The 15,915-nt window shown below is 61.3% G+C and carries 13 protein-coding genes and 4 tRNA genes; 2 read left to right on the top strand and 15 right to left on the bottom strand.

All coding sequences use genetic code 11. The features are described from left to right. Positions 1–3: 3 nt before the first annotated feature. The 3 genes from Q0W88_RS02865 to Q0W88_RS02855 form a co-directional block, all read right to left on the bottom strand. Positions 4–78, bottom strand: a tRNA-Val gene (locus Q0W88_RS02865). Between the two features lie 44 nt (positions 79–122). Then, a complete protein-coding gene (locus Q0W88_RS02860) occupies positions 123–1,757 on the bottom strand; it encodes an FMN-binding glutamate synthase family protein (RefSeq protein ID WP_297799808.1) in 1,635 nt (544 codons plus the stop codon). A gap of 50 nt (positions 1,758–1,807) precedes the next feature. Further along, complete coding sequence (locus Q0W88_RS02855) at positions 1,808–3,082, bottom strand: FAD-binding oxidoreductase (protein ID WP_297799806.1); 1,275 nt, start codon at positions 3,080–3,082, stop codon at positions 1,808–1,810. 131 nt (positions 3,083–3,213) lie between these two features. Here Q0W88_RS02855 and Q0W88_RS02850 point away from each other — a divergent pair, with 131 nt between their 5' ends. Further along, positions 3,214–4,473 carry a M48 family metalloprotease gene (locus tag Q0W88_RS02850; protein WP_297799805.1) on the top strand — a complete coding sequence of 420 codons (1,260 nt, stop codon included), beginning with the start codon at positions 3,214–3,216 and terminating at the stop codon, positions 4,471–4,473. Positions 4,474–4,476: 3 nt separating this feature from the next. Here the strand turns inward: Q0W88_RS02850 and Q0W88_RS02845 are convergent, their stop codons facing one another. Continuing rightward, positions 4,477–5,355, bottom strand: a complete 879-nt coding sequence (locus tag Q0W88_RS02845; protein ID WP_297799803.1) for an MBL fold metallo-hydrolase — start codon at positions 5,353–5,355, stop codon at positions 4,477–4,479. 117 nt (positions 5,356–5,472) lie between these two features. Between Q0W88_RS02845 and Q0W88_RS02840 the strand changes: the two genes are divergently transcribed. Then, the gene (locus tag Q0W88_RS02840; RefSeq protein ID WP_297799801.1) at positions 5,473–7,098 is read left to right on the top strand and encodes a hypothetical protein; all 1,626 of its coding nucleotides are present in this window, start codon (positions 5,473–5,475) and stop codon (positions 7,096–7,098) included. 23 nt (positions 7,099–7,121) lie between these two features. On the opposite strand, the gene Q0W88_RS02835 is transcribed toward Q0W88_RS02840, so the two are convergent. The 11 genes from Q0W88_RS02835 to Q0W88_RS02785 form a co-directional block, all read right to left on the bottom strand. Next, positions 7,122–7,208, bottom strand: a tRNA-Leu gene (locus tag Q0W88_RS02835). A gap of 17 nt (positions 7,209–7,225) precedes the next feature. Then, a tRNA-Cys gene (locus tag Q0W88_RS02830) sits at positions 7,226–7,299 on the bottom strand. An 88-nt stretch (positions 7,300–7,387) separates the two neighbouring features. Further along, positions 7,388–7,463 (bottom strand) — tRNA-Gly (locus Q0W88_RS02825). Positions 7,464–7,519: 56 nt separating this feature from the next. Further along, the gene (pgsA, locus tag Q0W88_RS02820) at positions 7,520–8,074 is read right to left on the bottom strand and encodes a CDP-diacylglycerol--glycerol-3-phosphate 3-phosphatidyltransferase (protein WP_297799799.1); all 555 of its coding nucleotides are present in this window, start codon (positions 8,072–8,074) and stop codon (positions 7,520–7,522) included. Beyond that, positions 8,074–9,906 carry an excinuclease ABC subunit UvrC gene (gene uvrC / locus Q0W88_RS02815; RefSeq protein WP_297799797.1) on the bottom strand — a complete coding sequence of 611 codons (1,833 nt, stop codon included), beginning with the start codon at positions 9,904–9,906 and terminating at the stop codon, positions 8,074–8,076. Before uvrC ends, pgsA begins: the two co-directional genes overlap by 1 nt. Positions 9,907–9,912: 6 nt before the next feature. Then, positions 9,913–11,337 (bottom strand): hypothetical protein, encoded by a 1,425-nt coding sequence (locus tag Q0W88_RS02810; protein WP_297799795.1) that lies wholly within the window; start codon positions 11,335–11,337, stop codon positions 9,913–9,915. 24 nt (positions 11,338–11,361) lie between these two features. Next, positions 11,362–12,111, bottom strand: a complete 750-nt coding sequence (gene kdsB, locus Q0W88_RS02805) for a 3-deoxy-manno-octulosonate cytidylyltransferase (RefSeq protein ID WP_297799793.1) — start codon at positions 12,109–12,111, stop codon at positions 11,362–11,364. Further along, the gene (gene lpxK, locus Q0W88_RS02800) at positions 12,104–13,066 is read right to left on the bottom strand and encodes a tetraacyldisaccharide 4'-kinase (RefSeq protein ID WP_297799791.1); all 963 of its coding nucleotides are present in this window, start codon (positions 13,064–13,066) and stop codon (positions 12,104–12,106) included. Before lpxK ends, kdsB begins: the two co-directional genes overlap by 8 nt. Further along, positions 13,066–14,823, bottom strand: a complete 1,758-nt coding sequence (gene msbA, locus Q0W88_RS02795) for a lipid A export permease/ATP-binding protein MsbA (protein ID WP_297799789.1) — start codon at positions 14,821–14,823, stop codon at positions 13,066–13,068. The genes lpxK and msbA overlap by 1 nt, the downstream gene beginning before the upstream one ends. After that, positions 14,813–15,241 (bottom strand): biopolymer transporter ExbD, encoded by a 429-nt coding sequence (locus Q0W88_RS02790; RefSeq protein WP_297799787.1) that lies wholly within the window; start codon positions 15,239–15,241, stop codon positions 14,813–14,815. Before Q0W88_RS02790 ends, msbA begins: the two co-directional genes overlap by 11 nt. A 5-nt stretch (positions 15,242–15,246) precedes the next feature. Further along, on the bottom strand, positions 15,247–15,858 hold the full coding sequence (locus Q0W88_RS02785; protein ID WP_297799784.1) for a MotA/TolQ/ExbB proton channel family protein: 612 nt from the start codon (positions 15,856–15,858) through the stop codon (positions 15,247–15,249). Positions 15,859–15,915 lie beyond the last annotated feature (57 nt).

The following is a 15,915-nucleotide window of genomic DNA, read 5'->3' as shown; positions in this document are numbered from 1 at the left end:
TCTTGGTGGGCGATGCAGGGTTCGAACCTGCGACCCTTGCCGTGTGAAGGCAATGCTCTACCACTGAGCTAATCGCCCAAGAACGGCTATTTTACGGGAAAGCCGCGGTGCAGGCAAGCCGATCACTGCAGCTTGCTTCGGCGCGCGTTCAGCAGGCTTGCCGGGGGTGCGAAGGACTCCGAGCGTGCGCCCTGCCAATATTCCCGCAAGCTGGGGTGATCCGGCAGCCCGGTGATCAGTTCGCCTGGCCTGACCTGGGGATAGACCTTGGAAAGCGGCAAGACCGTGTTGGCATCGATGCGCCGGATGATGTGTTCCGGACCGAGTTCCTCGGGGTGGCTTAGGCCGGCAGCCGACAGAATCTCCGCCAAAGCCTTCACGGTGTTCTTCTGGAAATGATGGACGCGGTCGGACTTGTCCATTGGATCCAGGCCTTTCTGGCGACCGGCGTCTTGCGTGGCGACGCCGGTCGGGCAGCGTCCGGTGTGGCAGGACTGGGACTGGATGCAACCGACTGCGAACATGAAGCCGCGCGCGGCATTGACCCAGTCCGCGCCAATAGCGAGCGTTCGGGCGATATCGAAACCGGTGATGATCTTTCCGGCCGCACCGATTTTGATGTCGCCCCGAAGATTCAATCCGACCAGGGTCTGGTGCACGATCATCAGCGCTTCACGCAAGGGCATGCCAACATGGTCGGTGAATTCCAGTGGCGCAGCGCCGGTACCGCCCTCGCCGCCGTCGACCACGATGAAATCCGGAAGCAGTCCGCTCTCCTGCATGGCTTTGGCGATGGCGAACCATTCCCAGACATGGCCGATGGCCAGTTTGAAGCCGACCGGTTTGCCGCCGGAGAGCTCCCGCAGTTCCTGCACGAAACGCAGCAATCCCATCGGGGAATCGAACGCCGAATGCGCCGCCGGCGACAGGCAATCGACGCCGACCGGAACCCCGCGCGCCTCGGCGATTTCAGGCGTGACTTTGGCGCCGGGCAGAATACCGCCCTGCCCCGGCTTTGCCCCCTGCGAGAGTTTCACTTCGATCATGCGAACGCTTTCAAGCGCGGCATTGGCGCGGAAACGTTCGGCGTTGAAAGTGCCATCCTCGTTGCGGCAGCCGAAATAACCGGAACCGATTTCCCAGACCAGGTCGCCGCCGTGTTCCAGGTGGTAGCGTGAAATCGAGCCCTCGCCGGTGTCGTGGTAGAAGCCGCCCTTTTTGGCACCCAGATTCAAGGCGCGGATGGCATTGGCCGAAAGTGCGCCGAAACTCATGGCTGAGATATTGAATACCGCGGCATCGTAGGGCTGCGTGCAACGGCTGCCGCCGATCCGGATCCGGTATGGCAAGTCGGGGGCCGGCGCTGGCCGCAGCGAATGGTTGATCCATTCATAATGGTCGGCATAAACATTGCCCTGGGTGCCGAACGGACGCTTGTCGAGTTCTTCCTTGGCGCGCTGGTAAACGATGGAACGCTGCTGGCGCGAGAACGGTGTTTCTTCGGTATCGGATTCGAACAGGTATTGCCGCAGTTCGACACGCACCGATTCAATCATGAACCGGCCATGCGCGAGAACCGGGTAATTGCGCCGCAGTGCCGAATGGCGCTGGACCAGATCGGCGATGCCGACGCCGACCAGCGCCGCACTTGCGAGCATCGGCCACAGGGACCCAGCATGACCGCCGAAGTAACGTAGACCGAATCCGGCCAGACCGGCGATGGACAGCAGAAAAAGCCAGTAACGTGAAAGCGGCATGGCATGCATCCGGGAGCGACTCTCGGATGATTATAGCGGGAATGCCGGAATCAGACGCCGAGGCGGTCGCGCATGTCGTACCAGAGCGCGCCGAGCGCGGTGAACGGCACCCGGAACAGGCGCCCGCCCGGAAACGGGTAATGCGGCAGCTTGGCGAAGACATCGAAACGGCTGCACTGGCCGTGGATGGCTTCGGACAGCACGCGGCCGATCATGTGCGTGTAGGTCACGCCATGGCCGGAGCAGCCCTGCGCATAGTAGATGTTGTGTTCCAGCCGGCCGACCTGCGGAAGCCGCGACAGCGTGAGCAGGAAGTTTCCGGTCCAGGCGTAATCGATCTTGACCCCGGCGAGCTGGGGGAAGGTGCGTTCCAGATTCGGCCGGATATGCGATTCGATGTCGTCCGGATCCTTTGCGCCGTATACCACACCGCCGCCGAAGATCAGCCGCTTGTCGGCCGAAAGCCGGTAGTAATCGAGCAGGTAATTGGTATCTTCCACACAATGATCCCGCGGCAGGATGTCCTGCCAATTGTCCAATGGCGCGGTGGCGACCACCTGCGTGCCGCAGGGCATGGCCTTTGCGCTCAGCTTCGGTTCCAACGTGCCGATGTAGGCATTGCAGGCCACGATGACGAATTTGGCGTGCACTTCGCCCTGTCCGGTTTTGACCACCGCGGACTCGCCGCGCTGGATGGCGGTGACCGGTGACTGTTCGAAAATACGGCCGCCGAGTGATTCAAACGCCGTGGCCTCGCCCAGCGCGAGATTGAGCGGATGGATGTGGCCGCCGGTCGGATCGATCAAAATGGCCTGGTACTCATCGGTCCGGACATAGTTCTGGATGTCGGCACCTTCCACGAATTGCATCTTCAGACCGTCGTATTTCTCCCAGAGCGCCTTGTGTTCATGCAGTCCTTCGACTTTTTTATGGGTTTTCGCCGCGTAGATGCCGCCGTCCTTCAGATCGCACTGGATGCTGTATTTCGCCACGCGCTCGCGGATGATGCGCGCGCCTTCGAAGGCCATGCTGCCCATGGCGTCAGCCACCGCCTTGCCATGGTTCTTTTCGATCACATCGATATCGCGCGAATAACTGTGGACGATCTGGCCGCCGTTGCGGCCGGAGGCGCCCCAGCCGACTTTGGCCGCTTCGACAACCACCACCGAATATCCGGCTTCGACCAGATGCAATGCGGAAGACAGTCCGGTATAACCCGCGCCGACGATACAGACATCGGCATGGACCATTCCCTGCAACGGTGGACGCTCGGGCTGCGGATTGGCACTGGCGGCATAGTACGACGGGGCGTGTTGGCTGGTCATCGGGGAGTCAAATATATTTGAATAGTGTTGAAAATATTACATCATTCCCCCATGTCTGCCTAGAACCCGGCCGTTGATGTCCGCTTCAGCATGTACCGGCTATGATTTGAAGGCTAACAGGAGAATCCCGAATGCGTCAGTCGCTTTACGCCCTGCTCTCCGCCGGTCTGATCGCCGCCGCCATGCCGTATTCCAGCGATCTGGCGGCCGCTGAAAAACCGGTCACCCGCGAGGAAATCGCCTTGGGTGAAAAACAGTACGGCCCCAACCAGCAGCAACAGGGCGGCCTGTACACGCTGGATCCCGCCCTGACCGCCTATGTGCAACGGGTGGGCATGAAACTGGCCAAGGCCAGTGACGCCCCGGATCTGCCCTATGCGTTCGTGATCATCAACAGCAGCGATCTGAATGCCTGGGCCTTGCCTGGCGGAAAAATCGCCGTCAACCGCGGGTTGCTTGCCGCTTTGGACAGCGAAGCCCAGCTGGCCGCCGTTCTGGCGCATGAAATCGCCCATGTCACCAAACGTCACAGTGCGCGCATGCAGAAGAAGGCCGAAGGGGTCAGCCTGCTCGGCACGCTGATTGGACTCGGTGTGGGCATGAAGGCCCCGGAATACCGCGACCTCGCCATGCAGGGCGCCAGTACCTTGGCCTACGGCGCGCAGGCCAACTACAGCCGTGATCACGAACTTCAGGCCGACCGTGCCGGCATGAAAACCATGAGCCGGGCCGGTTACGATCCTCAGGCCGCGGTGGCGCTGCAGGAAATCTTCCTGCGCGAAGCGCAGGGACGCAAAAACGATGCGCTCAGCGGATTTTTCGCCTCGCATCCGCCCTCACAGGAGCGCATCAGTGAAAACAAGGCCACCGCCAAAACCCTGCCGGCCGGCGGCGCGCTCAACGACGCCGATTACCGCAAAGCCACGGCCCTGCTGAGCAAGGATAAACCGGCCTATCAATTGCTGAAAGAAGCGACGGCGGCCTATGCCGCAAAAAATTATGCGCAGACGGTCGCCTTGTGCGACAAGGCCATCGCGCTGCAGCCGAAAGAACCGCTGTTCTGGGAAATGAAAGGTCAGGCCTTGGCCAAACAAAGCCGGGGCAAAGAAGCGATAACCGCCTTCGATAAAGCCGTCGCCGCCAACCCGAATTTTTACCGGCCCCTGCTCCTGCGCGGCATGACCCAGAACGTACTGGGGCAGTATGCACCGGCGGAGGCCAGCATTTCATCCGCACAAAAGCTGCTGCCTACTCAAATCGGGGCATACACCCTGGGGGAGCTCAGCCAGCGCCGCGGTGATCGCAACGCCGCCGCAGGATATTACCGTCAGGCCGCACAGGGTGGCGGCGAGATCGGCAAGGCTGCCCAGGAACGGCTACGCACCCTGTGAATTCTACAGGGCGTTCAAGGGCAGCTTGAGATAACTGACGCCGTTGTTTTCCGGCTCCGGAAAATGCCCGGCACGCATGTTGATCTGCACTGACGGCAGGATCAATGCCGGCATCGACAGCGTGGCGTCGCGGGCTTTTCGCATCTGGACGAAATCCTCGCGCGAAACGCCGTCGTGAACATGAATGTTGTCTTTGCGCTGTTCGGCAACGCTGACTTGATAGCGGGCTTCGCGTGTTTTCGGCGGATAGTCGTGACACATGTACAGCAGCGTCTCCGGCGGCAGGGCCAGCAGCGACTGGATGGAATCGAACAATTGACCGGCATCGCCTCCCGGAAAATCGCAGCGGGCGGTCCCGAAATCGGGCATGAACAGGGTATCGCCGACGAAGACATGGCTTTGCGTCCCGTCATCGATGCGATAGCTCAGACAGGCCGGCGTATGGCCGGGCGTGGGCATGACGGTGATTCCGAAGCGCCCCAACTCAAGGACATCGCCGGGTTCCAGAAGACGATCGAACTGACTGCCATCGCGGGCAAATTCGGACCCGGCATTGAAGATCCTGCCGAACACTTCCTGGACCGTACGCACCCTGGCACCGATGGCAATCGCCCCGCCGAGTTGCTGTTTCAGATAAATCGCGCCGGACAGATGATCGGCATGGACATGCGTTTCCAGATGCCAGCGTACCTTGACGGCCAATGCGTCGACGCGGGCACGGATGGCATCCGCGGATGCCGTGGCAGTCCGGCCGGACTTGGCATCGAAATCCAGCACGCTGTCGATGACGGCGGCTTCCCGCGCGTCACTGTCCAGCACCAGATAACTGTAGGTGAAAGTCGCCGTATCGTAGAACGGTTCGATCTGAAGGGGGCCGGCCATGAGGTTCTCCTGTTCGATTCGGTCCTATTGTACCGCGGGCCGACCGCGTTGTTTTCGGGCGGAACTTGTCCGATACTGGAAACCGAATCGCGATGACGCGAGCCGCCCGGGATGCCTGTGAACTTCGCCATTTACCGCATTTTGGGAAATTCCCTACCCCCACGCCATGATCCCGAATGCACCCTGCGCAATCTGCGTTACATCCTCGCGCATGAAGCGGATCTTCCGGGATGCAGCAAACACTGGATTCTGAATGGCCTTATCGATCAAGCGCTCGCCACCGAATGCAGGACATTGATTGAGGCCGCCGGCCAGGAATGCCATGTGCTGCCGTTCGATGAGGCGGTCTACAATGCCCAATTTCTCGATGCCAGCGGCCTGCCCGCGGACTTGGCCGGCAATTATCCGCCCGACTTCAATCCAGTCCTGATTCGTAACCGCTTGGCCATTGAATGGATTTACCGGCACAAATCCCTGACCGCTATCAACATCAATCGCGCCCGCAATATGGCTCTCGACCTGGGACAATCTCATGCCCGCTGGACGATTCCACTGGACGGCGGGTGCTATTTCACCGTGGACGACTGGGTAAGCCTCACCCGAACCCTCGATGCCGACACCGATGCGCTTTACGCCTTGATACCGATGCTGCGTCTGGAATCGAATGATCGCTTCATGGAAGTTCCGGGAGCCTATCCGATTGAACCCCAGATTGCCTTCCGGGACGATGCGCCGGACCGGTTCGACGAACGGCTACGCTACGGCAACCGCAACAAGGCCGAATTTCTGGTCCGGATCGCCGCACCCGGACCATGGCATACCTGGAATGCCGCGGATTGGGATGATTTCACGCCCGTGGCGGCAAAAGCACCGGGATGTTTCACCGTAGCAGGACGTGCCTACCGGCTTGAGACCGGCGCGGCGCCGCAGGTCGAGTCGCATGAACGGCAACGCCATGCCGCCCGGTTCGAAGGTGTCGTCGCCATGACCAATGCCCTCGACCGGCGGGCACTGATGTCGCGCATGTGCAGGGATTGCGTCATGCCCCTGCTTGCTCCTGAACAGACGGTCGACTTGCGTGCGCAGTGCGAACAGCTGCTGGACCGTTGGCAACACGCCTATGCGGAAAACGGCTGGAAGGCACTGCGCAAGCTGTGGATTTTGCCCATGATTTACGGATGCGGATCCGCCGATCCGCGTCTGGTTGCCGGCGCGGGCCCGCTGCTAAAATTCATGGAATCCGGTGAAGAAGGTATCCGCACGAGTCTGGGCATGGATGCGGACGGCACCTGGATGCACCTGCTGAAGCTCGCTCTGGCTCTGTATACCGCGCAATGGTCCCTGGCATCGCGCTTGCTGAATTATGCGCCGCTGCGTTTCATCGCACAGCAGACACGCAATGCATCGATCCCGCCTGCGGCACTCACGGAACGGATTGACCGGGCCAATGCCTGGGTTTTGCTGGCCCGTCTCAGTCATTTCGCCGGCGTCGATGTGGCGGCCTTCAGAGGCGTCAGCGGCGAGTCCATACCGGCATTGCTGGAAGACCTCGCGCGGAAAGGCCCCGAAGCCCCGCAGTGGCAAGCCGATTTTCAAGCTTACGGTCAGTGGCTGCAGATGTTGCAGGCGTTGCTTGATGGACGGGTATGTGCATCCGATGCGGCGAACTGCGGCGATTTGATGCCGGAGGGCTGGCGAATACTGGCTGCCAGCGCATACCGACCTGGCTCAGCAGAAACATAAAAACCGCCGGAGGGCGGTTTTTCTGGTGCCCCGGGCCGGACTCGAACCGGCACAACCTTGCGGTCGGGGGATTTTAAGTCCCATGCGTCTACCAATTTCGCCACCGGGGCGGTGACTGGGCTGTCGATGGAGGCCTGGGTCGGAATCGAACCGGCGTACACGGCTTTGCAGGCCGCTGCATGACCACTCTGCCACCAGGCCGGTGGGCTTTGAATTCTAGCGAAAAACCCCGAAAAGTTCTAGGCCGGAAAATGAAAAACCCCGGGCGGACCGAGGTTTTTCGTAAAACTGGAGCGGGAAACGAGACTCGAACTCGCGACCCCGACCTTGGCAAGGTCGTGCTCTACCAACTGAGCTATTCCCGCGGAGATGACTATTATCGGTTTTCCCCGATTTTCTGTCAACCCTCAATCTGAACAAATCATTTCTGCATGCTCGGCCATGCCGCCCGCAGGTAATCCACACCGGACCACAGGGTCAATGCCGCCGCAATGGTGAGCAGGCTTTGACCGATCAGGAAGATCGGCAACCCGAACAGGTCCTGCTGGAACAGCAGGCAACCCAGCGCCACCATCTGGAATATGGTCTTGATTTTCCCGAGCCCGGCCACTTTCACCAGACCATGGGCGCCGATCTGCGCCATCCATTCCCGTAGCGCGGAAATCGTGATTTCACGACCGACGATGACGGCGGCAAGCAGGGCCATGTACACCGTATGGTGGCGTTGCACGATGATGAACAGGGTGATGGCGACCGCGAGCTTGTCGGCGACCGGATCCAGAAAAGCGCCGAAGGCCGACCCCATGTTGAACCGGCGCGCAACCCAACCGTCCAGCCAATCGGTCAGGGCGCCGAGCACGAAAACCGCCGTGGTGATGATATGCCCCTGCGGGTGCGGCCAGTAAAACGCAGCGACCATTACCGGAATGGTAATGATGCGGAACAGGGTCAGCCAGGTCGGAATGGTAATGGCCATCAGGGCACCAGATCGATGCCGTGCAGTTGCGCGTAGATGCGCTCCGCCAATGCCTGATTGATGCCGTCGACCCGCGCGATTTCTTCCACTCCCGCCCCTTTCAATCCCGGTAAGCCGCCGAAATGCTTCAGCAGGCTGGCCCGGCGCTTGGCGCCGATGCCTTCAATGCGTTCTAGTGTACTCGTATCGCGCGTTTTCTGCCGTCTTCCGCGGTGGCCGGTAATGGCGAAACGGTGGGCTTCGTCGCGGACCTGCTGGACCAGCTGCAGCGCTGGGGATTCGGCGCCGGGTTTGATTTCTCGGCCGTCAGGCAGAATGAGGGTCTCGTCGCCGGCCTTCCGGGCGGCGCCTTTGGCAACACCGACAAGTACGACGGAAACGATGCCCAGCCCCGACAACACCGCCCTTGCGCGCGCCAGTTGACCTTCCCCGCCGTCAATCAGCAGCACGTCCGGCATCACGCCCTGCTCTAATGCACGCTTGAAGCGCCGTTCCAGGGCCTGCTGCATGGCCGCATAGTCATCTCCGGGGGTGATGCCGCCGATGTTGAAACGGCGGTACTGGCCCGGGACCGAACCTTCCGCGTTGAAAACCACATTGGAAGCCACCGTGGCTTCGCCCTGGGTATGCGAGATGTCGAAGCATTCAATGCGCTGCGGCGGCTCGGCCATGCCAAGCAGTTCCTGCAGGGCATGCAGGCGGTTGCGCTGCGCGAGCTTGCCGTGGCGTTCGGTGGCAAGCGCCAGCTGTGCGTTTTGCATGGCCATGGCCAGATAGCGCGCCCGCTCTCCGCGCACCGCATGTTTGATTTCCACCCGACGGCGTCCGAGATCCGAGAGAACCGTTTCCAGCAGGAGATGGTCTTCAATGGCATGGCTGAGTATCAGTTCGCGCGGCGGCGGACGCTCGAGATAGTACTGCGCGACGAATGCCGACAGCACCTCCTCGGCACGCTCTGCACCGTTGCATTTCGGAAAATAGGCCCGCGTGCCGAAACTCATGCCGTTGCGGAAACTCAGGCTCATGACGCAGGCCGTACCGTCCTCCAGCACGGCCGCCAGGACATCCATGTCGACCTGGTCGCCCTCGACATACTGCTTGGCCTGGATGGTCCGGATGCCGGCAATGGTATCGCGCAGCGATGCAGCCGCTTCGAACTCGAGACGTTGACTGGCCTCATCCATGGCCCGGGTAAGATCATCGACCAGTTCCTTGCTGCGACCGTTCAGGAACATGCCTGCCCGTTTGATGCTGGCATCGTATTCACGCGCGCCGATCAGACCGACGCACGGCGCGCTGCAGCGGCCGATCTGGTGCTGGAGACAGGGCCGGGAACGGTTCCGGAAAACCGCATCTTCGCAGCTGCGCAGGCGGAAAATCTTCTGCATGAGGTCCAGCGTCGTGCGCACGGCGGTCACGCTGGGATAAGGCCCGAAATAACTGCCGGACAGTGTCCTCGAGCCGCGGTGGAAGGCGATCCGCGGCCAGGTTTCCTCGGTGATGACGATATACGGATAGCTTTTGTCATCCCGCAGCAGGATGTTGTAGCGCGGCTTGAGCGATTTGATCAGCTGGTTTTCGAGGATGAGCGCTTCGGCTTCGGTGCGGGTCACCGTGACTTCCATTCGCCTGATCTGCTTGACCATGTGCGCGATGCGCCGTGACGGCAGGTCGTCACGGAAATAACTGGCGACACGCTTTTTCAGATTGGCGGCTTTCCCCACGTACAGCACGCCGCCGTCTTCGGCGTACATCCGGTAAACGCCGGGAGCCGAGGACAGGTCCTGCGCAAACAGGCGGCCATCGAATGCGCTGTCGGATGATTCGGTCATTGCCGGTCAGGCCGCGTGGATGTTGATGCGCGAGAGGTACTCGGATTCGAAAAAGTAGCGGTAGATATGGTTGCCGGCACTGTCGGCAATCCAAAGGGACTCGGCATCCAGTGCCAGCGCGCTCGGTCGAACCAGATTCTGCATCAAGGGCAGCGTGGACAGCTGGTTGTTGACGAGGCTGTAACTCCGGATCTTGCGGTTGTAGGCGTCGGCAATCCAGGCCATCCCGCGCCCCTCATCGACCACGACACCGGTCGGATGCTGCATGGCCGCATTCTGACGGTTGCCATCGGCATTCCCGAACTGATAAAGGCCATGTCCGATCAGGGTATTGACGCGGCCTTCCGGCACGGCAACGGTGCGGAGCGACGACGCCGTGCCTTCGACCATGTACAGGAAATTCTGCGTACCGGCCAGACCGAGCGGATGGGCCAATCTGGCACGGTCACCGACGCCGTCGAGAAATCCGATGGCCCCGCCGCCGACCAGTCCGGTGAACTGCCGGTTTCCCAAATTGAGCAGACCCAAGCGGTTGTTGCCGCTGTCCGCCACGATCAGACTGTCCTGATGGATGCAGAGGCCGCAGGGATTGTTCAGTCTAGCAACGGCGGCTTCCAAACCGCCATCCGAGGTCAGATGGCCTGGACGGCCGTCTCCCAGCAGCGTATCCACGCTTCCGTGCAGCAGACTCAAACGGCGGACGGCGTGATTGCCGGTATCGGCCACATAGACATGATCGCGGTGAACCGCAAGTGCGGACGGCCGGTGAAAGCTGGAATCGCCGGCAGAGCCGTCGAGGAACAGCGGCACGCCGTTGCCGAACTCCCGGATGATGCGGCCGTCGAGCGCGCATTCGAGGACGCGATGGTGCCCGGCATCGGCGATATACAGCAGGCCATTGGCGATGACCAGGCCGGAGGGCGCATTCAGCGTACTGAACACCTTGCTGCGGGCCTTCGCTTTCAGCTGTCCGGGCTTGGGTCCGGCGGGCGCGGCCGATTCGAGCATGGCTGCGATTCGGGATTCAATGGCCGAAGTCTGGTCGTCGCCGACGAAGTCGGCGACATGCCGCCCCTTGCCATCGATCAGCACCATGAACGGCCAGGAATGTGCATTGTAGTGCTGCCAGGCAATCCACTCGCGGTCATTGGCGACCGGGAAGCCGATGTCGAGCCGCGTCAGGGCTTCCGCCATCAGCTTGGCATCCTGCTCGGCGTTGAATTTCGGATGGTGTATCGCCAGCACGGAGACCGCGTCCGGCCACTTGCGCTGGATTGCTGCCAGATCATGCAGGATGTTGTGGCAATAGACCGACGATGCGCTCCAGAAAAGCAGGACGACGATACGGCCGCGGTGCGCGGCGATGCGCTGCGGTTCGGCATTGAGCCAATCGAGTTTGGCACTCAGCTCGTAAGCCGGTGTTGGGTTCATGACCTGCTCCTGAACCGGTTCATATCATTCCTTCCGGTCCGCCCAATAACGGTTGGCGCGGTCCAGATCCTCTTGAGTATCCACGCCTTGCGGGAATTCGGCAAGCGTACGGGCGACGGCGATGCCGAAACCGTTTTCCAGAGCACGCAGCTGCTCAAGCGATTCGCTGCATTCAAGCGGACTGGGCGGCAGCATGCTGAGCTGTCTGAGAAACCCGGCACGGTAAGCATAGATTCCGATATGCCGCCACGCCGGCGAGGGAAGCGCACCGGGAACATCGCGCGGCCAAGGCACCGGTGCGCGGCTGAAGTAAAGCGCCCTGCCCCGCCGATCAAGCACGACCTTCACCGCGTTGGGGTTGTTGAACTCGGCCAGATCGCGAATTTCGGTAACCAGGGTCGCCATCGGTTCACCGCTGGCGGCAAGCAATTCCGCCAATTGCCGGATTCCCGTTGCCGGCGCGAACGGCTCATCGCCCTGCAGATTGACGATGATGCGATCATCCGGCCAGGACAGCTGCCCGGCACATTCAGCCAAGCGATCGGTACCGGACCGGTGTTCCGGCGAGGTCATGCAGACCCTGACCGATTCCATCTGCAGGGCTTCGACGATGCGGAGGTCATCGGTGGCGACCACCACATCACGGGCTCCGGCCGCCAGCGCACGTTCGGCCACATGCCGGATCATCGGCATGCCTCCGATATCCAGCAACGGCTTGCCTGGAAGCCGGGTCGACGCGAATCGGGCCGGAATGGCGACGGTGAAATCAAGCATGGGAGCCTCCGGCGGCCGCCAGCCGGCGGTCGAACTGTGCGAAGAAATCGGCACTGAGCCGGGCTTCGACGCCGACGGCCCACAGGTCATCACGGCCGGCTGCCGGCACCTTGACGGCATCTTTTTCGGTCATCAGCACCGTCCCTTCCGGCAGATCGGCGGCGACGAAACGGTGATGATCGGGAAAGGCACGGGAAAGCACCTGAATACCGGCGTGCCGCAGCATCGCGAAAAAACGGTCCGGATTTCCGATGCCCGCCAAGGCATGCACCGTCGTTCCGGAGAACGCCGATAAGCCCCTGACTTCACCGGACATCAGGTTCTTGCAATGCCCCGGCTCGAGCTGCATGCCATAGGCAGCGGCACTGTCCGGCCCCTGGCCGTTGCGGATGCGGAAATCGACTTTGCGCGGCCACTCCCTGAGCGGGCCGGCCGGCAAAAGCAAGCCATTGCCGTATCCGCGGGCGTCATCGATGATTTCGATTTCGAGGCTGCGCGGCAACCGGCGATGCTGCAGGCCATCATCGGATACGATGACGGTACATCCCGCATGGCGCAGGAATTCTGCGGCGCGGCGCCGGTCGGCATCGACACGGACCGGTACATCGCAGCGGCGTGCGATCAACAGCGGCTCATCGCCCGTCAGGGCGGCCGGTGAATCCTTTGAGACCGTTACGGGACCGGATCCACGCCGGCCATAGCCTCGGCTGATCACGCCCGGAGCGTGTCCGGTGCGCTTCAGATAGTCGACCAAAGCAATGATGACCGGCGTTTTACCGGTTCCACCGGCCGTGAAATTACCGACTACCACCACCGGCACCGGCATCACGGCCGTTTCAACGGATCTGCGCAATGGCAACAGAAAGGCATGCATTCGGGACAGCAGCCGCAGGATCCAAGGCACGGGGGCGCCGGAATACCAGATCGTGTTGAGACGGGTTTCAAGGCCGTGCATCAGGCGCCATCCGGTTCCCGGAACTGCATCTGGTGCAGATGGCTGTAGAGACCGCCCTGCTGCAGCAGCTCTGCATGCGTTCCGATTTCGGCCAAACGGCCCTCGTCGAGCACCAGGACCTGATCGGCATGTTCGACCGTGGACAGACGGTGCGCGATGATCAGCGTGGTGCGGTCAGGAATGAGATGCGCCAGGGCATCCTGCACCAACCGCTCGGATTCGTTGTCAAGCGCGGCCGTGGCTTCGTCGAGAATCAGAACCGGTGCATCTTTCAAAATAGCGCGGGCAATGGCAAGACGCTGCCTTTGGCCGCCACTGAGGCGGCCGCCGCGTTCGCCGATGGCGGTATGCACGCCTTCGGGCAATTTGATCACGAATTCCTCGGCATTGGCGGCCCGCAATGCGTTCCAGACCTCTTCATCGCTGGCACCGGCTTTTCCGTAGCGGACGTTGGCCATGACCGAATCATCGAACAGCATCACCTGCTGGCTGACCAGGGCGATCTGACGCCGGAGATCGGCCAGTTTCAGCTCGCGGATATCGATTCCATCAAGCAGGATACGTCCTGAATTCGGCTCATAAAACCGCGGCAGAAGACGAATCAGACTGGTTTTACCGCTGCCGGAACGGCCGACGATCGCAGTCACCGTCCCCGGCATGGCCGTGAATGAAATATCGGTCAAGGCCGCCCGGCCCTTTTCCGAATAACGGATGCCGACCGCGTCAAAACGGATTTCCCCGCGCGCGCGCGCAAGCGTGCGGACGCCATCATCCGGTTCGTCGGGCTGGTCAAGGATGGCGAACAGCCGTTCGCTGGCGGCGACGCCGCGCTGAATGATGCTCTGTACGTTGGTGATGCGTTTCAGGGAGGGCAACAGCACCATCATCGAGGTCATCAGGGTCACGAAAGCCCCGGCCGTCATTCGGCCCTGCATGGCTTCATGACCGGCAACAATCAGGATGACCGCCAAAGCCGCCGCCGCCAGAATCTGCACCGTTGCCGAAGCCGTGGCTTTGGTGGCCTCGACCTTCAGATGCATGCCCAGATTGTTTCGGGCCAGGCCGGCATAGCGCCGGTGTTCGGCTTCCTGCATGCCGTAGATCTTGACCTCATGCTGGGCGGACAGGGCCTCTTCGGCCGCCTGCGCCATTTTGCCGACACCGTCCTGTATGCTGCGGTTGATGCGGCGGTAGCGCTTGCCGACCTTCGAGGAAATGAAACCGATGACCGGCGCGATGAGCAGCACCGCCAGAGTCACCTTGACGCTCTGCATCAGCATCACGGCAATCATGACCAGAATCGTAAGCGTGTCGGTGACCGAGACCTTGATGGCTTCACTGGTCGCCTGTGAAACCTGATCGGTATCGTAGTTCAGGCGGCTGACCAGTGCCGGAATCGGTTCCTGGTCGAAACGCGCACTCGGCATGCGCAGGAATTTATCGAGGATCTGCTGACGCAGATCGAGGACAACGCTTCTGCCGGTACGGGCCATGCCGTAATCGGTGACGAACGTGGCGACACCGCGCAGCACGAACAGACCGATTATCGACAGTGGAAGGACCCAGCGCACTTCCGGATTCTTGGCCACGAAGGTCTGGTCGACCATCGGTTTCATCAGTGCCGTGAATGCACCGGCGGCAAGCGCCTCGACGATCATGCCGAGGAAAGCCAGCAGCAGGAACACCCGGTATTTACCGGTATAGCCGAGCAGACGCCGGTACACGGCCCAGACGCCCGGCGGAAGCTCAGCGCTCACCCTGTTTCTCCGGCGCCGTGGCGATCGACAGCCTGCTGAAGCCGAGCTGGCCGATGGCATCCATCGCCGTGATGACGGACTGGTGCGAGGTCTTGGCATCGGCCTGGATGACGATGGTGCGGTCGGTGTCGGTTCCGGCCTGTTGCCGGATGGCTTCCTTGAGACTGGCCAGATCGCTGCGGACCAGGGCGCTGTCGCCGACGTAATAATTACCGGCGCGGTCGATCAGCACGACGAGCGGTTTACGCTGCGCTTCGACCTGGCTGGCGGCACTGTTGGGCAGCGTGATCTTCAGTGCCGACCGGTTGTTGAAGCTGGTGGTCACCACGAAAAAAATGATGAGGGTGAAAACGACATCGATCAACGCGGTCAGGTTGATTTCGACATCGTCATCGCCGGTTGCGGTATCCAGACGCATCGGAGTCAGTCCGCCTGCCGTGCTTCGAGAACATCCAGCAGATTGATGGCGACTTTTTCCATCTCGATGACATAACCGGTGACGCGGCCCCGGAAATAGCGGTGCAGCAGCAGGGCCGGAATGGCCAGACAGAGCCCGGCCGCCGTCGAGATCAACGCCTGGCCGATGCCGCCGGCAAGCTGGTTGGCGTCGCCGACGCCGGTGCTGAGAATGGTCAGGAACATCTGGATCATGCCGATGACCGTGCCCAGCAGGCCCAAAAGCGGGGCCACCGAGGCGATGGTTCCCAAGGTCGGAAGAAACCGGTTCAGATCATGGGTAATGTGCCGGCCGACATCTTCGATGCGCTCTTTGATGACGTCACGCGGCTTGTGACGCACCAGCAGGGCGGCGGCCAGCAGCTCGCCCATCGGCGAATCCTGACGCAGGCGCTGGATTTCTCCGATTTCAAGGGTCTTTCCACGCGACCAATGTTCGATTTCCAGACCGATGCCGTGGGGAATGACCTCCGAACGCCGCAGCGTCCAGAAGCGCTCCAAGGCAATGGCCGTGGCCACCACGGCCAGAATCAACAGCGGCAGCATGACCCAACCGCCCGACATCAGTAGTTCCAGCATAATTCATCAACCTGCAAATGCACTCCCGATAGCATACCCGAGATGGCATGGATAGCG

The organism is Arenimonas sp. GDDSR-1 (assembly GCF_025980345.1).
Lineage (GTDB): Bacteria > Pseudomonadota > Gammaproteobacteria > Xanthomonadales > Xanthomonadaceae > Arenimonas.
This window is presented reverse-complemented; position numbering and strand designations above follow the sequence as displayed.